The 21423-nt window shown below is 64.1% G+C and carries 23 protein-coding genes; all 23 read right to left on the reverse strand.

The features are described 5' to 3' along the window. Positions 1-3: 3 nt before the first annotated feature. On the reverse strand, positions 4-285 hold the full coding sequence (locus ET21_RS0117920) for a VirB3 family type IV secretion system protein (RefSeq protein WP_030540733.1): 282 nt from the start codon (positions 283-285) through the stop codon (positions 4-6). Further along, complete coding sequence (locus ET21_RS0117925; protein WP_030540734.1) at positions 285-617, reverse strand: TrbC/VirB2 family protein; 333 nt, start codon at positions 615-617, stop codon at positions 285-287. Before ET21_RS0117925 ends, ET21_RS0117920 begins: the two co-directional genes overlap by 1 nt. Then, the gene (gene trbB / locus ET21_RS0117930; protein WP_030540735.1) at positions 614-1579 is read right to left on the reverse strand and encodes a P-type conjugative transfer ATPase TrbB; all 966 of its coding nucleotides are present in this window, start codon (positions 1577-1579) and stop codon (positions 614-616) included. The genes ET21_RS0117925 and trbB overlap by 4 nt, the downstream gene beginning before the upstream one ends. A 146-nt stretch (positions 1580-1725) precedes the next feature. Further along, a complete protein-coding gene (locus ET21_RS0117935; RefSeq protein WP_030540736.1) occupies positions 1726-2187 on the reverse strand; it encodes a CopG family transcriptional regulator in 462 nt (153 codons plus the stop codon). A gap of 10 nt (positions 2188-2197) precedes the next feature. Beyond that, positions 2198-4183, reverse strand: coding sequence for a conjugal transfer protein TraG (locus tag ET21_RS0117940; protein WP_030540737.1), 1986 nt, complete (start codon positions 4181-4183; stop codon positions 2198-2200). 231 nt (positions 4184-4414) lie between these two features. Beyond that, positions 4415-6487, reverse strand: a complete 2073-nt coding sequence (locus ET21_RS28820) for a relaxase/mobilization nuclease domain-containing protein (protein WP_030540738.1) — start codon at positions 6485-6487, stop codon at positions 4415-4417. 324 nt (positions 6488-6811) lie between these two features. After that, positions 6812-7687, reverse strand: a complete 876-nt coding sequence (locus ET21_RS0117950) for a lytic transglycosylase domain-containing protein (protein WP_051768217.1) — start codon at positions 7685-7687, stop codon at positions 6812-6814. A 5-nt stretch (positions 7688-7692) separates the two neighbouring features. Beyond that, a complete protein-coding gene (locus tag ET21_RS0117955) occupies positions 7693-8028 on the reverse strand; it encodes a DUF736 domain-containing protein (RefSeq protein ID WP_030540740.1) in 336 nt (111 codons plus the stop codon). A gap of 35 nt (positions 8029-8063) precedes the next feature. Further along, complete coding sequence (locus ET21_RS0117960; protein ID WP_030540741.1) at positions 8064-8609, reverse strand: S26 family signal peptidase; 546 nt, start codon at positions 8607-8609, stop codon at positions 8064-8066. Beyond that, positions 8606-9124, reverse strand: coding sequence for a DUF2840 domain-containing protein (locus tag ET21_RS0117965; RefSeq protein WP_030540742.1), 519 nt, complete (start codon positions 9122-9124; stop codon positions 8606-8608). Before ET21_RS0117965 ends, ET21_RS0117960 begins: the two co-directional genes overlap by 4 nt. Beyond that, a complete protein-coding gene (locus ET21_RS0117970; RefSeq protein ID WP_030540743.1) occupies positions 9121-9375 on the reverse strand; it encodes a hypothetical protein in 255 nt (84 codons plus the stop codon). The genes ET21_RS0117965 and ET21_RS0117970 overlap by 4 nt, the downstream gene beginning before the upstream one ends. Further along, positions 9372-10025 (reverse strand): ParA family partition ATPase, encoded by a 654-nt coding sequence (parA, locus tag ET21_RS0117975; protein ID WP_030540744.1) that lies wholly within the window; start codon positions 10023-10025, stop codon positions 9372-9374. Before parA ends, ET21_RS0117970 begins: the two co-directional genes overlap by 4 nt. Continuing rightward, on the reverse strand, positions 10022-11182 hold the full coding sequence (locus ET21_RS0117980) for a replication initiator protein A (RefSeq protein WP_030540745.1): 1161 nt from the start codon (positions 11180-11182) through the stop codon (positions 10022-10024). Before ET21_RS0117980 ends, parA begins: the two co-directional genes overlap by 4 nt. An 18-nt stretch (positions 11183-11200) precedes the next feature. Then, positions 11201-11473 carry an AlpA family transcriptional regulator gene (locus ET21_RS0117985; RefSeq protein WP_030540746.1) on the reverse strand — a complete coding sequence of 91 codons (273 nt, stop codon included), beginning with the start codon at positions 11471-11473 and terminating at the stop codon, positions 11201-11203. 140 nt (positions 11474-11613) lie between these two features. After that, complete coding sequence (locus ET21_RS27210) at positions 11614-11940, reverse strand: DUF2285 domain-containing protein (RefSeq protein ID WP_199797745.1); 327 nt, start codon at positions 11938-11940, stop codon at positions 11614-11616. Between the two features lie 223 nt (positions 11941-12163). Then, entirely contained in the window at positions 12164-12388 is a 225-nt protein-coding gene (locus ET21_RS28925; RefSeq protein WP_183754805.1) for a DUF6499 domain-containing protein, read from the reverse strand. Between the two features lie 117 nt (positions 12389-12505). Then, positions 12506-12772, reverse strand: coding sequence for a DUF2285 domain-containing protein (locus tag ET21_RS27215; protein ID WP_081856769.1), 267 nt, complete (start codon positions 12770-12772; stop codon positions 12506-12508). A 102-nt stretch (positions 12773-12874) separates the two neighbouring features. Next, on the reverse strand, positions 12875-13132 hold the full coding sequence (locus ET21_RS0118005; protein WP_030540750.1) for a helix-turn-helix transcriptional regulator: 258 nt from the start codon (positions 13130-13132) through the stop codon (positions 12875-12877). Positions 13133-13325: 193 nt separating this feature from the next. Further along, positions 13326-13652: a DUF736 domain-containing protein gene (locus tag ET21_RS0118010; protein ID WP_030540751.1), complete on the reverse strand. Its 327-nt coding sequence runs from the start codon at positions 13650-13652 to the stop codon at positions 13326-13328. A gap of 565 nt (positions 13653-14217) precedes the next feature. After that, on the reverse strand, positions 14218-14658 hold the full coding sequence (locus ET21_RS0118015) for a hypothetical protein (RefSeq protein WP_030540752.1): 441 nt from the start codon (positions 14656-14658) through the stop codon (positions 14218-14220). A 152-nt stretch (positions 14659-14810) separates the two neighbouring features. Beyond that, positions 14811-15737, reverse strand: a complete 927-nt coding sequence (locus ET21_RS0118020) for a DUF2493 domain-containing protein (protein ID WP_030540753.1) — start codon at positions 15735-15737, stop codon at positions 14811-14813. Positions 15738-16045: 308 nt separating this feature from the next. After that, positions 16046-17083: a toprim domain-containing protein gene (locus ET21_RS0118025; RefSeq protein ID WP_030540754.1), complete on the reverse strand. Its 1038-nt coding sequence runs from the start codon at positions 17081-17083 to the stop codon at positions 16046-16048. After that, entirely contained in the window at positions 17083-21405 is a 4323-nt protein-coding gene (locus ET21_RS0118030; protein ID WP_030540755.1) for a strawberry notch family protein, read from the reverse strand. Before ET21_RS0118030 ends, ET21_RS0118025 begins: the two co-directional genes overlap by 1 nt. Positions 21406-21423 lie beyond the last annotated feature (18 nt).

The following is a 21423-nucleotide window of genomic DNA, read 5'->3' on the forward strand; positions in this document are numbered from 1 at the left end:
CCCTCAGACCGACAGATGACCGGGGATGCGGATATGCCGCCGCCCGACCTCGACGAAGAGCGGATCGCGCTTCGCCGCCCAGACGGCGGCGAAATGGCCGATGGCCCAGATGGCGAGGCCTACCAGCCATAGGCGCAGGCCGAGGCCCACGGCCCCGGCCAGCGTCCCGTTCAGAATCGCGATGGCGCGCGGAGCGCCGCCGAGCAGGATATGCTCGGTCAGCGCCCTGTGGACCGGGACCAAAAATCCCGGCACCGCGTCGAGTTGTTCAAGGCCGCCCGCCATCAGATGAGCGCCCCGCCGCCGAACGAGAAGAACGACAGGAAGAAGCTCGACGCGGCGAACGCAATCGACAGGCCGAACACGATCTGGATCAGCTTGCGGAAGCCACCGCCTGTATCGCCGAAGGCCAGCGTCAGGCCGGTCACGATGATGATGATGACGGCGACGATCTTGGCGACAGGCCCCTCGATGGACTGAAGGATGCTTTGGAGTGGTGCTTCCCACGGCATCGACGAACCGGAAGCATGGGCGGCCGGGGCGAGCATGATGCTGATGGCGAGAGTAGAGGCTGCGGTTGCCATGCGGCGATAGCCGCGCGAGATGGTGCGGATCATGAAGGTTCTCCTGTGCTGATCGGGGTTGCGGGGTTGATGCGGTAGTCGCCGTCCGGGCCGAGACCTTCGACGCGGGCGAGTTCGGCCAGCCGACGCGCGGAACCGCGCCCGGAAAGGACGGCAACAAGGTCGATGGTCTCGGCGATCAGGGCTCGCGGGACGGTGACGACGGCTTCCTGGATGAGTTGTTCGAGCCGGCGAAGCGCCCCGATGCCGGTCCCGGCATGGATGGTGCCGATACCGCCCGGATGGCCGGTGCCCCACGCTTTAAGAAGGTCGAGGGCTTCCGATCCGCGCACCTCGCCGATGGGGATGCGATCCGGGCGCAGGCGCAGCGAGGAACGGACGAGATCGGAAAGCGTCGCCACGCCGTCTTTCGTCCGCATGGCGACAAGGTTGGGCGCGGCGTCCTCGATGATGACGACGCGATCCGAAGTCTTCGCCACCTCGGCGAGCAACGCGTTGGTCAGCGTGGTTTTGCCGGTGGACGTGCCGCCCGCGACCAAGATATTGGCGCGAGAGGCGACCGCCGAGCGCAGCATCGCCGCGTGATTGGCGGTCATGATGTCGGCGGCCACATAGTCGTCGAGCGTGAACACCGCGACGGCGGGCTTGCGAATGGCGAAGGTCGGGGCGGCAACAACGGGTGGCAACAGGCCCTCGAACCGCTCGCCCGACTCCGGCAGCTCGGCGGATACGCGGGGGCTTCGGGCGTGAACCTCCACGCCAACATGGTGCGCGACCAGCCGCACGATGCGTTCGCCATCGGCGGCGGACAGGCGCTCGCCCGTATCGGCAAGCCCCTCGGACAGACGGTCGATCCACAACCGCCCGTCCGGGTTCAACATCACCTCGACCACGGCCGGATCTTCCAGAAACCGCGCAATGGAAGGCCCGAGCGCGGTCCGCAGCATGCGCGCACCGCGTTGGATCGCTTCCGGTCTGTGATGGTTGGCGGTCATGTCGGCCCCGTTTCTTGGCGGGGACGTGACAGGCGATCCCCGGATCGGGGTCGATTAAGAGAGGCCGAAATTGGGCCTGTTCAACAAGTATTTACGTCCGTGCTGGCATCGGCGGCTATCGGCGGTAAATAGGATGGATTGAAAACCTAGGCCGCGTCGCCATCCGTGCCGGTCTGATCTTGCGGCGGACTGTCGTGAAGCGAATCCATGTCGCGCGATAGCTCTTTCAGGAACCTGTCTCCGGTCGCCAGCCTGCGGCCGAGGTTCTGCATGAAACCTTCGAAACGCTCATTCCCCTTGATCCGTGCGGACTGCTTGGCGCTGTCTGGCAACGGCGGGGGCATCGTCAGCCAGAAGTGGACGAACAAGGAAAGGGTCTCGCCAAGCACGGCGAGATCTTCGTCCAGCGTGCCGATCTGTCGGCCGATCTTGTCCAGGCGGCGCGACATCGCCGCTTCCAGCCGATCCGACGTGTCGCCCGACAGGAAGGATGCGACTGCCGCCTCGATGATGGCGGACTTCGACACCCCCCGGCGCAGCGACAGCGCCTCGACCTGTTTGAGCAGTTCCGGGTCGAAATAGACATTCATGCGGGTGCGGGCTGTCATTGGCTCCCCCTCAAAGCTCGATCCCGTCATCGGGATTCATCGACGCCTGCCGGGCGATCATCCGCATCCGCGAGCGAAGAGCGCGCGCCTTGGCGGCATCCACGTCTGGCTCGTCGTCCAGAATGTCGAACTCCTGGGCGGGCGGTGTCGACGGCGGGACGATTTCCTCATGCTCGGGCAATTCCGGTTCGCGGCGGATGCCGGCATTGTCGGGGTCGCCCTCCGCGCCGCTGGCAACACTCGTCACTGGCCTTTCCGCCGCTACGATGACGCGGCTCGTCCAGTCGTCGGTGGCCGGCTTCGTTGCCGGAGCGGATGGCAGCTCTGGCGGCGGCAGGATGCGCTCCTGAAATCGCCCGTCCTCAAAATAGCGGGCTTTCTTCGCCCGGATCGGCGGAGTGCCGGCGACCATGACGATTTCATCGGCGGGCGGAAGCTGCATGATCTCACCGGGAGTCAGCAGCGGCCGCGCGGTTTCCTGCCGCGATACCATCAAGTGCCCAAGCCAGGGCGCGAGCCTATGACCGGCATAGTTGGTGGAATCGCGCATCTCGGTCGCCGTGCCGAGCGAGTCCGACACACGCTTGGCGGTGCGCTCGTCATTGGTGGCAAAGGCGACGCGGACGTGGCAGTTGTCGAGAATGCTGTTGTTTGGCCCATAGGCGCGCTCGATCTGGTTGAGCGATTGGGCGATCAGGAAGGATTTGAGGCCGTAGCCAGCCATGAAGGCGAGCGCGGATTCAAAGAAGTCGAGCCGGCCCAATGCTGGAAACTCGTCCAGCATCATGAGCAAGCGATGCCGCTTGCCGGATAGGGTCAGTTCCTCGGTCAGCCTGCGGCCAATCTGGTTGAGGATGAGCCGGATCAGCGGTTTCGTCCGGTTGATGTCGGACGGCGGGACGACAAGGTAGAGTGTGACCGGCCGATGGCTGCCAACGAGATCGGCAATGCGCCAGTCGCAACGATCCGTGACGCGTGCCACGACCGGATCGCGGTAGAGGCCGAGAAACGACATGGCGGTGGACAACACGCCCGAACGCTCGTTTTCGCTCTTGTTCAGCAACTCGCGCGCCGACGAGGCGATGACGGGATGCACGCCGACATCGCCAAGGTGCGGCGTGTCCATCATCGCGCGCAAGGTTGCCTCGACCGGGCGACGGGGATCGGACAGGAAGTTGGCGACGCCAGACAGGGTTTTGTCCTTCTCGGCATAGAGAACATGCAGGATCGCGCCGACCAGCAGGCTGTGGCTGGTCTTTTCCCAGTGATTCCGCTTGTCGAGACTGCCTTCGGGATCGACTAATATGTCCGCGATGTTCTGCACGTCGCGGACTTCCCATTCGCCCTGGCGCACCTCGAGCAACGGATTGTAGGCTGATGACTTCGCGTTGGTCGGATCGAACAGTAGGACGCGACCATGCTTCGCGCGGAAGCCGGCCGTAAGGGTCCAGTTCTCCCCCTTGATGTCGTGGACAATGCAGCTTCCCGGCCAGGTCAACAGCGTCGGCACCACCAGCCCGACGCCTTTGCCCGATCTCGTGGGGGCGAAGCATAGGACGTGCTCCGGCCCGTTATGGCGTAAATAGTCGCGATCGTATCGACCGAGCAGGACGCCATCGGGGCCGAGCAGCCCGGCGCTGCGGATTTCGCGATCTTCGGCCCATCGTGCCGAGCCATAGGTCGCAATGTTGCGGGCTTCACGCGCCCGGATGATCGACATGAGGATGGCGGCGGCGATGGCGATGAAGCCGCCGGACGTGGCGATGATCGCACCCTCGACGAAAATGGTGGGCGCATAGGCGTCGAACGAAAACCACCACCAGAAGAAGGCCGGTGGATAATAGACCGGCCAGCCCGCCAGTTCGAACCACGGATTGCCAAGCTGGGGCTGGAAGCCGAGGCGGAAGGCGACCCATTGCGTCGCCACCCAGGTCATCACCATGACAATGGCGAAGACGACGGCAATCTGCCCCCAGAGTATTCGACCTCCGCGCATACAGGCTCCAATCGGTAAGAGAGGTGGAGCCGATCAGAAAATGGCCAAATTCGCAGGGATCAACAATAAAGGTGCAGCCGTAGGGCGACAGGATACTGTCGGCGGTAAATCGGACGGTCGCGCCGGCACTATTCCGGCACTCTCTTGGAATCAGTGATCACGACTCGATCTGAACGTAAAAGCGATCTGCCTCTGGAATTACATTGAAGGGCGTCATGAGCGCGGAATTCCTCATAGCCCCATTCCTCGCTGCCGCCCCAGCTGCCACGATACCGATCCGCCCTGCACCATGCCTGCGACCTCGCGGCCGAGCTGCCGGTCGATAACAGGCCGCCATGGGACAAGGGTGAACTCGTGGCTCTGTTCGACCACGGCGAACTTGCCACTCGATAGATGCACCGCTCCGGTGAACTTGCCGCTGATCTTCTCGCCATCCGCCGCCGCCCGGAACGGAAGCGCCTTGCTCTCGGCCAGCTCCGTGCCGACGCGGGCAACTTCGCGCTCGCGCAGAGTGGCGAGAAGGCTGCGCCGGTAGAAAATGCGGCCGTCCCGTGCTCGGGTAGCGTCGCCCTGTTCGATATGATGTTCGCGGCGCTTGTCCATCGCCTCGCGCACCTGCTGACCGAAACCGGCCGGAGCGAGATCCGATGCGTCAGGCGTCACCAGCCTCCGGTCGAGCCAGGTCGCGCCATCAGAACCGATCTGGCTTTCCAGATTGAAGGTCGAGATGACGCGGATACTGGCCTGCCGGTTGCGGCCGGCGTCGTAGGTGGCGGCACGACTCTCGAAATCCTCGGGGATGCGCCATCGATCGGCGTCGATCCGCTCGACGATCCCGGCGCGGCGAAGCGCCTCCAGTCGCCGGACATGAGCATCGACGAACCCGTCATAGTCGCCACCCGGAACGCGGCCGTCGAATTTGGCCTGTTCCAGATGGCGGCTCGGCCGATAGGTGCCGTCCTCGGCGATGGCCGCTATCGCGCGGTCGGACGGACGGCTTGCGGTGTCGGCCTGGCCGATCTCGATAACGCTGCCGATCCGGGCATCCTCGACGCGGGCCGGGTCGATGCCCGGAACATGATGTGTCCGGCCGTCGATGCCGTCCACCACGACGGTCAGGTTCTCGCCCATCTCGTCGGTGAGATATTTGTCCACGACCCGGCCGACGATGGGCGTTTCGGGCGCGGCATCATGAAGCTGGAAGGTCATCGGATCGCGCTCCAGGCCATCGGCCTTCAGCGCCTTGTGCATGTTGCGGATGATGTCGCCGCGCTCGCCCATCTCGCGCAAGGTCGGCTCCATCCGGTCGCTCAACTCCCAGACGCCCGGCGCGTGTTCGGTCGCCAGCCCCATCTTCTCCAGCTTGGCAAGACGGCGCAGGCGCAGCGTGCGATTGAACTGGCGGCGCGGATCGTCGGGCTCATGGCGCAGATCGAGGAATTTTTCGTCGGCTTCTTCGGTCATCGCCCGGTCGATGCGGGTGAAGCGGTCCTGATCGACCTCGGCCGACAGTTTTCGGGTCTGCTCGATCTCGGTGACGGGACCAAGCTCCAGCGTGGTCAGCTCGCTCGCCCGCTCGCGGAGTCCGTTGGCGAGATAGTCGCCGTTGATGACGAGGTTCTCGCCGAGATCGTCCTTCCCCCGGACGATGACATGCACATGGGGATGACCGGTATTGTAATGGTTGACCGCGACCCAATCGAGTTTCGTGCCGAGGTCGCCTTCGATCTGCTTCATCAGATCGCGGGTGTGCTCGGTGAGGTCCGAGAGATCGACAGCATCCTCGGGCGAGACGATGAACCGAAACTGGTGGCGATCGTCCTTGCCGCGCTCGACGAAGGCATCGCCGTCGGCGCGATCTTCGGTGGCGGAATAGAGCTGGCCGCGTTCGCCATCGCGCGAGGTTCCGTCACGCTGAATGTAGCGAAGATGGGCGGCGGCCTTGCCGTTCTTGCCGGCCTGCTGGACGTAGCGCGTCTTGACGACGACGCGGCGCATTCCCGGCGCGCTGTGGCGCCAGCCGCCCGACAGGGTTCGAGCATTCACGAAGGCCGCACCGCGTCCGCGCTTGACGCCCGGCCCCTTGCTGGCCCGCGAAACCTTCCCGCTCTTTCCGGCCGAACCCGAAGTGGTGCGTGACGGGGATCGCGATGCCGATGGAGACGATCTGCCAGGGATGTTGCTATGCTGGCGCGCGAGCTTCTTGGCCTGGGTGAGAAAGCTCTTGGCCTTGCCGAGCTTCGGCGCATCCGCTCGGATGCGGCCGGGCTTCGGACGGAAGCGGTTTTCATCATCGGCGCTCATGAGTGCGCCTCTGGCCAAAAAAATGCCGAACCCGCCGGAAATCGGCTAAAATGCGGCTGTAGTGCCGGTCAAAACCCCGCAAGGCCAAGGCTTTGCGCGAATCTCCGGCACCACGGGGCGAAAACCATGGTGCCAGTCCCGGCTCCCCCAACCAGTGTGCAGACAACAACAAATTCAGAAATCGGGCCAACGTAGTGCCGGTTTCCTTTATCTTGCCCTCCGCCTTTACTGCCCTTTCCGCCCTTCCTGCCGGGAATCCAGCCAGGCGAAACCCTGCATGACTGGACACCGGAACGTATCGCGCCGAGCGCGGGAACACGCCTGTCATGGCGCTCCCCCGTCGTCGGCGCGGCCCGGAACGGGCGCGCGGATGTCACCGGATTGCACTTCGGATGACGGCGCGGCGGTAGTTCGCATGTCGGTCGAGCGCGTGACGAACAGCGGAGCCGCGCGCCAGTCGGGCGGCGGTGGCGGTTCTGGCGCGGGTATTTCGCCCCCGGCCGAACTGCCCAGAACTGGCGCAAGCGCAGCGACATAGGCGCGCGTCTCGGCGGGCAAGGCACGGCCTGTCGTGCGATGTTCGTCGTAACGGCCAGGACCGGCATTGTAGGCCGCGAGCATCGCGGCGACGTTGCCGTAGCGGTCCCACATTTCGCGCAGATAAGCCGCACCCGCCATGATGTTGTCGCGTGGGTCGTAAGGATCGCGGCCGAGGCCATGGCGGACGCGCAGGCCCGCCCAAGTGTCGGGCATGACCTGCATCAATCCCATCGCTCCGGCCGACGAGATTGCGCGCACGTCGCCCGCGCTCTCGGCGCGGAGCACTGCGCGAATCCAGTGTTCGGGAATACCGAAACGTTGCGAGGCTTCGGTAATGAAGCCGGCATAGGGATCGGAGGGATTCGCGCGCGCGACGGGTGCGGCTTGCGCCGATACGGCAACCGGACTGACTCCGACCGCGAGCACGCCAGCCAGCAGCAGACCGGCATATCGCACGATCTTCCTGTCTCTGTTCGACCTCCAGCCTGCCAGCGTGCTCGCTGCGGTCAAGGGCAAGGCGCGAGCGCCGGCGAGAGGCCGCCCCTGACCTTCGCTGTGCGCGCCGGCCGTCCGGTGGCCGAGCGGGACGACAGGATGAGACGGCCTTGCCGCGAACAACGGGATGAGGGTTTTGAACGCGAGGATGACGCAATAGCGCATGGCTTTCAGTCCCGCCCGCCACGCGGCTTCGGGCGGTTCCAGTGCAGTGACCACGCCGTCTTGTCGTTGCTGTTCTGGAAGAGGTTGGCGCGGATCGGCTGCGGCAAGGCGGGATCGTCGATCACCAGCGAAATGTAATCGCCGGCTTTTTCGCCGACCTCCTTCCAGCCCGCTCCGACCTCGGGGCCATCTTCGGCCCCATGAAGGACGCGATAGGCGGGCGCGTTGTCCGCATCCGATGGTTCGGCGGGAACAATGGTCAGTTCACGGTAAAGGGTGAGCGTATGAACACGGCCGACGAAGGTTTCATTTTCGGCGGTGAATTGACCGATCTGTGGCATGACAAGTCTCCAATGGTTGCAGGTTTCAGGGAGGATTAATGCGTCGGCACGCGCCATTCGTAGCGGCCGTCGCCTTCCTCATCGGTCCAGAGCGGCAGCGCCCGGCCGATGACGGAATCTGCGGGGATGGGTCCGAAGTAACGGCCGTCCAGGCTGTCGCGGATCTCCCAATTCATGAGGAAGATTTCGCCGTCGCCGATGACGCGGCAGCCCTGCCAGACCGGCAGATCGCGGCCGATCCGGTCGCGGTCCAGCGCTTCGCCCATTTCCACGCCATCGACGGTGACGGTGCGGCCAGTGCGGCAAACCCGCTGTCCGGGCAAACCGAGGACGCGCTTCAGGAGCGGCACGCCGCGCCCGACATAACCGCGCTCGACCATGAAGGCGGCGAGCGGTTCGGGCGGCATGATTGCGACCAGCTCGGGCACTTCGATCCGCTCGGCGGGTTCGACGGTGTAGAAGCCGATGGGCGCGCTGGCCGTGGCGTTCCAGATCAGTTTCGTAGGCGTCGGGATGAACGCGGCGATGGCGACGCCCATCGCCGCAAAATACGTCACCATGACGTAGCCGAACCGTGTCATGGTTCGATCCTCCGGCGATGGAGCCAGGCGGCGTGTCGTTCCGGCGTGTAGTCGCGCGGCTCCAGACCGGCGGTCAGGCGGTTGTGGACATGCCGCCAGTGATCGGGCGCGGCGTCGGCCGGATCGAGGCCGAGCGCTTCCACCGCGTCGATGGCGGCCAGCGCGCGCTGCACCTTCGCCCAGCTATCGAGGCGCAACAGGATGTCGCCGCCGGGGCGGACGAAAGGCAGCGTCTGGAACGGCTCGCCGCGGCCGATGGCGCGCACGATGTCGATGCGGGAAATCACCGTGCCATGCTCGCCCGCCGCCCAGCGGACGAAGGCGAAGACGCTTTCCGGCGCGAAGCCGACGAGGCTGCGGCGACGGTCGATGATCTGTTCGTAGCTCTTGCGGCCGAACCGTATCCAGCGCTCGACCTTGCGCTTGTCGAAGGTCAGTTCGACCAATGTGGTGAAAGGCGCAGGCCCGTCCGGCAGCGGACGGCCGTGCAAGCGGCGGGCCGCGTTGCCGGTCATATCGGATCTCCTTCGGTGGATGGAAATTCGCGCGCGAGCAGGTCGCGCAGCATGTCGGCGACGGTGATGCCGCGCCGGAAAGCCGCGACCTTGATGCGCCCGCGCATCTCGGGCGTGATGTCGATCGTCAGGCGAGCGGTGAACGCCTCGCCTGTGGTTTTGCCGGTCTGCGGCGTGTCCGAAGCCTTGATCCAGCTCTCGGGATCGCTCGGCCGGGATGCGAAGCGAGGCTTGCCGGGAGCGCGGGTCATGGCGCGCTCCGCCCGATGCCGAGATGGTCGATCTCCGTGGCAAGCGCGGCGATCTCGCGCGTGGCCCGGCTGTCGGCGTCGATCTCGCTGGTAAGCCGGCCGGACTGCGCGGCGTCGGCGAAGACGACGCGCTGGCCGATGGTGGCGGCAAGCAAGGGCGGATCGTGGTCGGCCAGCGTCTCGGCCGTCTCTCGGGCGATGACGGTGCGCGCGCCGCAACGGTTGAGCACGAAACGGGCGACCAGCTCAGGCCTGTAGATGCGCGCTTCCTTGAGAAGCGCCAGCATTTCGGCCGAGGCCCAACCATCGAAGGGGGATGGCTGCACCGGGATCAACACCAGGTCGGCGGCAAGCAGCGCCGAGCGCATCAGAGCTGCGACGCGCGGCGGCCCGTCGATGACAACGTGATCGGCGTCGCGGGCCAGCTCCGGCGCTTCCCGGTGCAAGGTGTCGCGGGCCAGGCCGATAGTGCTGAACAGCCTTGGCAGCCCCTCATGGCTGCGTGTCTGCGACCAGTCGAGCGCGGAGCCTTGTGGATCAGCGTCGATCAGCGTGACGCGCTTTCCCCTTGCGGCCCATTCTCCCGCGAGGTGCAGCGCCAGCGTGGTTTTGCCGACGCCGCCTTTCTGGTTGAGGAGAGCGACGATCATGGCTTCCCTCCCGGTTCATCATCGAAGGGGAGGTGAACGGCGGCTGGGGAGCCGGAAGTATCTATCGAGACTGGCCGGGAAGATGTTCTGCGGCGATTGCACGACGCGCGATTATGGGCGCTGCCTGAAGATGTGCGCGTGGTTCTATCCACATCGCGCGCGCGCTCTTCAATGTTAGATTCTTGGTTAGATTCTAAGTTAAGGGCACGATTTCTTTTTTCTTTTTCATCGGTTACGGCCTGTTTGAGTTCCCGATGGCACGTGCGCGCGGTTCCCGATGGCACAAGGGTCGGGGTTCCTGATGGCACGACGCCATCCACAGCTTTTCCACAGGGTTTCCACGGCTCGAACGCGAGCAGGGTGCGGCCACTGACCTCGATCTCAAGGCAAAGCCAATATCCCGGAAGCGGCTGACGACGGATGATGTCGCGCAACTCGAAAGCAAAGCGCTTGAAGGGCGAGAGGCTTCCCGACTTCAGGTAGAGGTGACGCAGATCGAACCGCCAGCCTCGCCGCTGCTTGCCACCATGCTTTCGTACCAGACGATAGAGCCAGCGCTCCAGGCCGCCCGTCAGGTTGAAATAGGTCCGATCGATGGTGAGAACGAGCGCGTCGTCGAGGACTGCGCTGTAGAACCAGTCCGGCACGATCAGTTCAATGCCTGCCGACCTGCCGCGATGGTCGGTGCGTTCGCGCCATTCGTTGATCCAGGAGAAGCGATGGCGGCGGCCTTCCGCGGACTGCCGGATCGAGGTCGACACCGTTGTCGACTGGAGCCGATCAAGCCCGGCCTTCAGACGCTGATAGTCGCGCGCGCCGACACCACGCCGGATGAAGGTCAGTATTTCGTAGGGCGTGGCGGCCATCAGACGCGATGTTGGCAATCCTGCGTCGCGGGCCTCGACGATCTGGCTGGCCGCCCAGATCAGGATGTCGGCGTCCCAGATGGTGGCCATGCCATGGTCGGGTACGGCTTCGACACGGATCGCGACGCCGCCGGCGACAAAATCGATCGGGGCTGTCCGGTGAGATTTCGAGAGCGAGAAGAAGGGATAGGCCATGAGATCCTGTGCATCGCGAGGCGAGAAATCGCCCGGAAGCGCCCTGAACAGATCGAGCTGCCCACGTTCTGATGTTGAGCTTTTGCGCATCGGCATGAGGGAGCCGCCTCGCGGCTATCGCGCACGACGGGCAACGGGTGCGGTTGCCTGCCGCTTTGCCGGCTGCACCGCGCCACGCGGATCGGATGTGGACCTGACCGAGCCGCTATCGGCCCAGGCCGTCAGGTCATCGACGGCATAGACGACGCGCCCGCCGAGTTTCCGGTAGGCGGGGCCGGTGCCATAGGTGCGGTGCTTTTCCAGTGTGCGGGACGACAGGCTCAGGAATTCGGCGGCTTCCTTGGTGCGCAGGTAGCGTGGCGGAAGGGCGGCGAGATCGGGTCGCATGGATGGGGCCTCCGTGGGTGCGTTGAGGCCGCTGGCGAGCAACGGCTGACGCAGGCCACGATGGCGAAGGCGGGACGGCGAGTTGCAGTGGGAAGTAAGGGGGGCCTAAAACTCCACACCGGCTGCGAGGCTGGCGCGAATTATGATCGGCGACGATGCCGAAGAAGGCCGCGATAGCCACCGGCAATCATGGCCTCGGCCCCTTCCAGGAGGCTCATCACGGCATGCCGCTCCGAAGCCGCTTGCCATTCATCGCGGGTGAGTTTGCCGGTGTGGAAGATTACTTCGGCGATTTCCTTATGGGTGGCGCCGGTCTGCCGCCCATCGAAAGCCTGCAACATGCGCCGCGCACGCGCACGTTGCTGACCCGTCAACCGCGTGTCTGGCGGGACGGATCGGTGGTGAAGCGAAGCAAGCAGACGGACAATCGCCTTGACGCGATCGAATCCTTCTAGTCCGAGCGGCACGATGGCGACGAGCCCTATATCGACCGGGGCGTCATTCGGCAGAACGAGATGGAGATGATCGCCGCCGCCGAGCGGATGCAGGATGTGATGCGCTTCAGGCCCGACTCTCTCGTGCGCGTCGGACAGAGCAGTTGCCGCGATTGTGCCATGTGGCAGGATCGGGGGCGCCGGCGCGAGTATGACAGCGCCTGCGTCGTCTTCGGGAAGCCAGAAAACCGGAGTTTCAGTAGCGTTGAGGCTCGGTGGGGCGGCGAAATCGCAGCCCCCAGCGGAGGCTCGCTCGTTTAATCAAAGCCGGGGTGTGAGTTGCGGCATTTTGCAGAGCATCGAAGTCGCGCTGATAGTCCTGGTTGCGCCTCAACCACTCCCAGCCGACATCGGATGCGTTCAGATGGTCGGTGTAGTCATAATTCGACGGTGTTCGCCACCGGGATGTGTCGGGAGACATCCTGCCCTCCAGCCTTTTCGCGGTTCTGGTGTGTCGAGGCGAAGACGATTGCCGGCTCGGGCAAAAGGTGGAAGCCGCATTGCTTGCAATGGGTATTGCGGCCAGCGCATCACCAGATCAGTGGCTTTGTCCTTCACGAACAAGCTGGCGATAGCCATGGGTGGTCATCCAGCGGGCGCGGGCCAGGTGCCGGTCATGGACATGACGGGCACGTTCGGGGTCGCACTCGGGATCAAGGCCGAAGAGGACACTTACGGCTTCACGCCAGTCAGCACCGTCAGCTGCTGCATCCAACAGACGCATGTAGAGCTTCATATGCGCTCGATCGTAGTCGGTGAGCGCAAAGCTTTCCGGCGGCTCATCCAGAAAGTTGGAATCGGTCACGATGCCCCCTTTGGGATATCTCTATCCGCATAGAAGGAATTTATTAACCACGATGCGACCGAAATCCCAAGCCTGTTTTCAGGCGAGACCGGGACGTGAGCGCTAGAGTGGCGGTGGGGACCGTCGGTGTTTCTCATCGACCAGCAGCACTCCGATACCCTGGTCGGGGTTCAGGAAGATGATGCCGCTGCTCTCGAACGCCCTGCGAACCTGATCGCGCGTCGTCTCATACACGTCGAGTCTGCTTTCAGACTCGAGGCGTTTGAGCGCGGTCAGCGATATTCGGGCCTTGTCAGCGAGCGTCTCCTGAGTCCAACCAAGCAGCGCGCGTGCGGCCCGCGATTGTCGGGCGGTGATCATGCATGATCACCTCCCATTCGGACCAGCTCTCGCGCCAGAACTACGACTATAATAGTCGCTCCTCGTGGGTCTGGCCAGACAATTTGACAGGTTTACGGGTGGGATAGATTGAACTGCTGCCGACTGATTCGGTTGCCCTCAAGCGCTTTGCCCCGCCCGGATCGTCCGGGCGGGGCATCTTCGCGCGACGGGCTTACTCGCCATTGCGGCGATTGGGCCGGGACCAGATCAAAGCGTAGCTCTCGCCGTCTTCGTCGTCGAAGAGGTTGGCGTAGATCGGGGCGGTGAAGCTCGGATCGTCGAGCTTGAGGCCCAAATAGTCGCGGCCCTCGTTGGAGCGCTTGGACCAGGCGGCGCCGATCTCGGCGCGGCCGACCAGGACCCGATGGCTGGGGGCGTTCTCGCCGGTGGCACGCAGGTCGGGAACGATGCGCACGCCCTTGGCCTGGACGCTGAGGGTGACGATTTCGCCGGTGAATTCGTTCGAGCCGGTCTTCTTGAAGGTGCCGATGGTTGCCATTTTAAGTCTCCGTTTTCCGTTTCCGAGCCCGCACCATTGCGGCCTCGATGGCGATCGACCGGCCGGAGACGAACGCTGGCGCACCCCAAAGGGGCTGGACAGCACAGGAGAAACTTTCTTGTTCCGCGCGGAATGGCGGCTCTGCCGGCAGGGGAAGAAAGTTGTGACGACGCTGTTGCGCTAAAGCGGTCGAAGCGCATCGCGCTGTTCTTCGGCCAGATCAGGCCATTGAAGAGGCCGTTTGGAGCGGTCGAGACACGGGGGCTGAACGGAGACGGTGGCAACCTTGGGGCTCAACAGGATGACCAGACCGGCCGTACCGGCTCTTTTGTCACCGCGCGTCTCAGGCCATGCGCATCTCTCATTCCGGCCTATTCCAACCGGCGTCGCCCCATCGGTTTCTGGTCAGTCCACGAACGCTGGCGCTGACCGTCCTACGCTCCTATGGGGCGCGGCTGTGTCTCACGCTGATCCGATGCTTGCCCGCTATCTACCGCCATATTCCTGACGAAGATGGAAGATGATCCGTATCCGCTTCTGGTCGCGATCAACGGATCACTGTGGTTCAAGTGCGCACAAAGCCGCCGTCCGCTGGGCCGGTCGCGGCCATGCCCGCAACGCGCAGGAACGTTGTCACGCCCACCGCAACCGCTCCGATGACCGAGAAGATGAGTTGCCATGTCTCTGAGGGCATCATGTGCTTGACGATACCGAGGGTGGCGTAGAACCCGGCCATACCCGCCGGAGCGACAAAGGCCAGAGCGATCAGCAGTCGCGCCCAGATCGGGCGGACCAGCATGAGCAGGCCCTGACCGACTGCCAGTGTCAGACCGGCGGCGAGAAAACCAATGAGGATGCCGCCGAGCCAGCCAGCCCCCGTGCCATAGGCCCAGGTTCCTGCGTTTATGCCGATAAAGAACGGAAGAGCAAAGACGGCAAGGTTGAACAGCAGCCAGCACATGGTGCCGATGGCTGCGATGGAAACAAGGATTCCGAGGACGATCATGGTGGTGTCTCCGTGCAAAATGTTGGACGGTTGCGCCTTCCACCACCACCACGGCGCACCGCGACCTTTAGCATGAACATGTCTGTCTGTGCGACATGGAATGATCGGCGTGAGCTATCGCCATGCTCATGATGAAGCTGGGAAGGCAGCGCTCACGCGCTGCCTGTCCCGAAGCGATAGACCGGGATGCCTATCTTGCGGGCCTTATCGGCCAGGTTGTCCTGAATGCCCGTGCCGGGGAAGATGATGACCCCGATCGGCATAATGCCGAGCATCTGGTCGTTGCGTTTGAACGGTGCTGCCTTGGCATGTTTTGCCCAGTCGGGTTTGAAGGCGACCTGTGCGACCTTGCGGTTATTGGCCCATGTGGCCGCGATGCGTTCCGCGCCCTTGGGCGATCCGCCATGCATCAGCACCATGTCCGGGTGCTTGGCGTGGACCTGATCGAGCTTGGCCCAGATCGTCCGGTGATCGGTGGTGTCACCGCCCGAGAAGGCGATCTTCGGACCTGCGGGCAGCAGCACCTCGTTGTCGGCCCGGCGTTTTGCGGCGATGAAGTCGCGGCTGTCGATCATGGCCGAGGTCATCTTGCGATGGTTGACCCGTGAGCCGGAGCGTTGCGACCAGGGCGTTCCGGTGGTGCGCAGATAGATGTCCGCGGCGCTATCGCGGAAGGTTTCCATGCTGTCGCGGCGCTCGATCAGGCTTTGGCCCGCGCCGATCAGGGTTTCGAGCTGGACGGATTTGACCTCGCTGCCATCCTGTTCACGCTGAAGACGCTTCTGTGCCTGCTCGTTATCGTCGAGTTTCGTCTCGATCCATTCGACAGCGCGGTGGAAGGTGTTGACGGTGGACCAGAGGATCTCGTCGAGGTCGAAATCGAGGCTGGTGTCGGCCATGGTGGAAATCAGGGCATCGAAGATGTCGGAGACTGCGCCCTGGATGACGTGATCTTCGGGTGTGATCCGGGGATCGGCCTCGTCTTCGGAGGGGCGGTAGCCGTAGAGTTCGAGTTCTTCGATGGCATGGCCGGTCGGGGACGTGCTGTGATCGGGTTCGAAATCGTCGTGCGCGTACATGGGATGCTTCCGTCAGTTGGACCGCGACCGTCGCGGCCTTCATGGCGACGAAAGCCCACGGGCGCTCCGGTCTGGCAGCGCGAGCCTCTGGCGAGGGCCTTGATGGCAAAGCCCGGCTGATTTGTTTCGCGCTGTAAAGGCGGGCTTGCCCGCCGACGGAAATCAGTCGGGCGCCGCCATTGCCTGACCGGAGCGTTTGTGGGCCGATCGCCCTCTCGGAAGGCCAAGGCGCGGTCCTCTGCTGATGACAGGATGCAGCCAATGCGCATGAAAGGATCGGAACGCCCCGATCACGGCCCCCGTACCGGCTATGCTATCGAGGCCATGAAGCGGCTGACGTCCTCGGGAGCGATTTGCACCCGGATCTTTGCCCGAACGGCATCCAGCCCATGAGTTGCGAGATCTTCGTTGAAGTCCCCCATCATGGGCGAGAGCGTGATGGCCTCGATCCCGACCTCGTGCGCCCGGCCCACCAGGCTATCGCAGGCGCTGTCACCTGCCGGATCGTTATCGCGGACGATATAGAGCCTGCGCAGTTGTGGCGGGAACAGGATGGCAGCGAGGTGTCCGGCAGAGAGTGCGGAAACCATCGGCATGGTGGGCAGAGTCTGACGCAGCGACAGGATGGTTTCGATGCCTTCCCCCGCTGCCATGACATCCTGCGCATCACCGAAACGAACCGCATGCCCGAGCAGGTCGCCCATTGCCTTCCTCGGCGGATCGACAGGTGCCTTGCCGGAACCGTCCGGGGCCAACCATGTGCGGTGTGCGCCGGTAATCCTGCCATCGAGGCCGGTGACGGCGGCGATCATGGCGGGCCATGTCTCGGTCGGGCCATCGTCCTCAGGCCGCCAGTAGCAGTTGGGATGGAAGCGCAGATTTGCGGTTTGGCGTAAATCCGTAATGCCGCGTCCGCGTAAATACGCCTCTGCGGTACTGCCGATGAGCGGTTGCGTCATGCGCCAGAGGCGACGTGCCGCTTCGGACGATCCCGATGGTGCTGGCGTTCGAGACTGGCGGGATGACGGATCAGGGTCAGCATGCGGCAGGCTGAGGAAGCGCCGGGCCTCTTCGGCAACATCTGCGAAGTCGATCAGGCCGAGCGAGTCCCGGATCACGTCGAGCAGATCGCCATGTTCACCCGTGGCCGAGTCCTGCCATTTTCCGGCAATGCCTTTCACGCTGTCGTGCAACCGGACGAACATGGAGCGTCCAGCCGTGTTTCGGACATTGCCAACCTGCCAGTAATTGCCCTGTTTACGACCATTCGACAGATAGTGGCGGCACACCGCCTCGGCCTGTCGGCCGAGACGCTGGGCCAGTTCGGAAGCGTTGAGACGCGCCATTATGCGGCCTCCCGCTCACCGATGCGCTCAACCGGGAAGCGGTCAAGCAGTTTGCCGGTGATCTCCGGTCCCGTTGCATCGACGGGCACGAAGAAACGCAGCTTCCACGAGATGATCTCGCTGAAGAGGCCATAGGCCCGCAGCCGGTCGCGCATCGCGTCAGTAAAGCCGGTCAGTTCGATCCGGTTGGCGCCCATGACCCGGACGCGGCGCAGTTGCAGCCCCTCGGCGAGATCAAGGATCGTGCGACCTTCGATCAGCGCGGCATAGGCGGCATCCGGTGTCAGGCTGCTGGTGACGCCACTGGTCGAGGCATTGGCGGCCCATGCCGGCGAGACCCGGCGACCAATGATGCGTTCGCCCTCGTCGGTCTGGAGGCGATAGACGCGGGAGGATTCCTGCGGCAGGCGTTTCCAGATCGGCAGAAGCAGCCCTGTCACCATATGCAGGATGCTGTCGGTGAACTCCGGCACCTCGGCCAGTTCCGCAGTCCAGGCTGCGCTGAAGGCGACACGATCGGCCTCGATCCAGTGGGTTTCGCCCATCGCCCGCACCGGAATATTTATCGCCTCCATCGGCCGGATCAGCCGCACGCGCCGTTCGATCTCGCCATCATCCAGCATAACGCTGGTGGTCGGAATCTGCACGGCGGCACGTCCCGACCGCTCGTTGATGAGCAATCTTGCGCGGGGATCATCCAGTTCAGCCAGCGTGGCATCGAGCGTGACCGGCTGATTGCGTTTGCGCTCGGTGAGCGTCAGGAGCCGGGTTTCCGCCCCTGTGCCCGGATGGATGTGGATCACCTGCCGGTCGGTGACGATGAAGCTTTCCGCCTTCAGCGTTTCCAGCCCCATGTCATAGGTGCCGGATGCAATGGCCCCGTCGATCCGGGCCTGCAGAAGCTGCTCGAAGGCCGAGAACAGAATACCCTGCAATTCGATGGTCAGCGCCAGCAGACGGTTGAGGAAGGTGGTGATCGGCGGCAGGTCGTCCTTCACACCATTGCTGTCCATCAGCTTCAGGCCGGTGGCGGATTCAAACCGTTCGAGCGAGCATCCCTCGACCTTGCCGCGCACGATCAGCAGATAGAGCTGGCGAAGCGCGTCGCGGGCATAGCCGGATTCCAGATTGTCCTCGGGGCGGAACAGCCCTTGTCCGCCGGTCTGGCGCTGGCCGCGTGTGATCGCGCCCAGCGTGTCGAGGCGGCGGGCGATGGTCGAGAGGAAGCGCTTCTCGGCTTTGACATCCGTGGCAATCGGCCGGAACAGAGGCGGCTGCGCCTGATTGGTCCGGTTGGTGCGCCCCAGCCCCTGAATGGCGGCATCGGCCTTCCAGCCCGGTTCCAGCAGATAATGGACTCGCAGCCGCTGGTTTCGTGCCGAGAGTTCTGCGTGATAGCTGCGCCCGGTGCCACCGGCATCCGAGAAGACCAGAATGCGCTTGTGGTCATCCATGAAGGCCGAAGTCTCGGCAAGGTTGGCGGACGGCGCACGGTTCTCGACCGCAAGGCGTGCCGATGCTCCGTCGCTCTTGCGCACGATCCGGCGCGAGCGGCCCGTGACCTCGGCCACCACATCCGTGCCGAAACGCTGGACGATCTGGTCAAGCGCACCGGGTACAGGTGGAAGCGAACCCAGCTGCTCCAGCATCTCGTCGCGCCGCGCCACGGCTTCGCGGCATTCCACCGGCTGACCGTCGCGGAAGACGGGGCGTGACGACAGGTTGCCCTCGCCATCGCTGAAGGGTTCATAGAGCTGTACCGGGAAGGAATGCTGCAAATACGAGCCGACATACTCCCTCGGCGTGATATCGACGGAAATATCGTTCCATTCCTCGGTCGGGATCTCGGCCAGTCGCCGTTCCATCAGGGCTTCGCCGGTCGAGACAATCTGAATGACGGCGGCATGGCCTGCTTCAAGATCTGCCTCGATGGACCGGATCAGGGTCGGGGTTTTCATGGAGGTCAGCAGATGGCCGAAGAAGCGCTGCTTGGTGCTCTCGAAGGCGGAACGCGCGGCGGATTTGGCCTGCCGGTTTAGAGTGCCCTCGCTGCCGGTGATATTGGCCGCTTCCATCGCCGCGTCCAGGTTTCCATGGATCACGGCAAATGCGGCCGCGTAAGCATCGTAGATGCGGCGTTGCTCGCCGGTCAGCGGGTGCTCGACCAGTTCATATTCAACGCCATCATAGGAGAGCGACCGCGCGGTATAGAGACCAAGAGAGCGGAGATCGCGGGCCAGAACCTCCATCGCCGCTACGCCGCCGGCCTCGATCGCCTCGACGAATTCGGCGCGGGTCTGAAACGGGAAATCCTCGCCGCCCCAGAGGCCGAGCCGCTGCGCATAGGCGAGATTGTGGACGGTGGTGGCGCCCGTCGCCGACACATAGACCACGCGGGCATCCGGCAGAGCGTGCTGGAGCCGCAGGCCCGCGCGTCCTTGCTGCGAGGCGGCGACATCGCCGCGTTCTCCCTTACCGCCACCGGCATTCTGCATGGCATGGCTCTCGTCGAATATGATGACTCCATCGAAATCGGAGCCCAACCAATCGACGATCTGACGCACGCGCGAAACCTTTTCGCCCCGGTCATCGGAGCGCAGCGTGGCATAGGTGGTAAACAGGATGCCTTCCGTCAGCGTGATCGGCTTGCCCTGCGGGAAGCGCGACAGAGGTGTGACTAGCAGTCGCTCCATGCCGAGCGCCGACCAGTCGCGCTGAGCGTCCTCGATCAGCTTGTCGGATTTCGAAATCCAAACCGCCTTGCGCCGTCCGCGCAGCCAATTGTCGAGGATGATCCCGGCCGATTGGCGACCCTTGCCCGCGCCGGTCCCGTCGCCCAGCATGAAGCCTCGGCGAAAGCGGACAGCGCCGGCTGCATCCTCGAGTGCGGCGCTCACATTGTCGAAATGCTCATCCACCATCCAGGCGCCAGCGAGATGATCAGCATGGGCTTCTCCTGCATAGATCAGGGTCTCCAACTGCGCATCCGACAGGCGGGTACGGATGTCGGCGGGAAGCATGGGCCGGTAAGAAGGCTTGGGCGGCGCGATCGAGGCCATGGCGGCCGATTGCACCAGCTTGGTCGGATGTGGCTCGGCGAGGGGGATGCGCAGCGATTGCAGCGCATATTCCTCATAGATCGCGTCCGACAGCCGCGCGCCTTCCGGCGGCGCCCAGTCCACTGGCTCATAGGCGAGTTCCATGCCCTCGGGATCGTTGGCCGGAGCAGCAACGGGGCGGGAGGATGCGGCGCGGGCAAGATAACCGCGCACCGTCTTCGGAGCCTCGGCGGGCAATGCGATAGCGGCTTTCGGCAAGGAGACCGGCAGGCGTGGCGGAACCTGGCTCTCGATCCAGCCGATCAGCGTGGCGACGTCGGGCGCAATCCCAGGTGAGACCGGGAAGATGGCAGGGTCGTCGGCGGGCGCCTTGTCGATCACCGTCAACCGTGTGTCGATGCTGGTGCCGTGCTTGGCATAGACCGCCCCGCCGATGGCGGCGGTGAACACCACGCGGCCACGTGCCTGCAAGCGGATGAAGGCATCGCGCCAGGCCGGGGCCTCGGGATTGAAATTCGCGCCGGTAATCGTGACTAGCCGCCCGCCGGGGGCCAGCCGGGCGAGCGCGGAAGCGACATGCCGACATGCGGCATCCGCTACGCGTCCGGTGACGTTCGCCATGACCGAGAATGGCGGGTTCATCATCACGACGGACGGCACGGCATCCGGGGCCAGATGATCGTCGATCTGGGCGGCATCCAACCGGGTGACGGGAAAGGCCGGAAAGAGAGAAGAGAGAAGATCGGCGCGGATTTCGGCCAGTTCGTTGAGGATCAGCGAACCACCGAGGGTTTGTGCCAGGATGGCCACAAGACCAGTGCCCGTCGAGGGTTCGAGCACTATATCGTCCGGGGTGATCGATGCCGCGGTCAGCGCGGCGAGGCCGAGCGGCAAAGGCGTGCTGAATTGCTGGAAGCTCTGGCTTTCTTCGGAACGGCGGGTTTGCGTCGGCAGCAGGCCGGCGATCTTCGCCAGCGGATCGAGCCGGGAAAGCGGAGACGCGGCTTTACGGAAAAGCGCCTTTCCGTATTTTCGCAGGAACAGAACCGTGGCGACCTCGCAGGCTTCATACGCCAGTTTCCAGTCCCAGGCGCCGCTGGCGTCGGACGCACCGAAGGCGGTTTCCATCGCGCCGCGCAGGATCGCGACATCGACGCGCTGGCCGCGTTCGAGATAGGGAAGGATGAGATTGGCGGCGGCCAGGATGGAAGGCGCAGCCGCCAGCGGCGCGACCGGCTCGGCCGCGGGAGACGAAATGTTCATTACGGAAAACCTCAGGAG

Origin of the sequence: Sphingobium sp. DC-2, from assembly GCF_000722555.1 — a bacterium.
Classification (GTDB): Bacteria; Pseudomonadota; Alphaproteobacteria; order Sphingomonadales; family Sphingomonadaceae; genus Sphingobium; species Sphingobium quisquiliarum.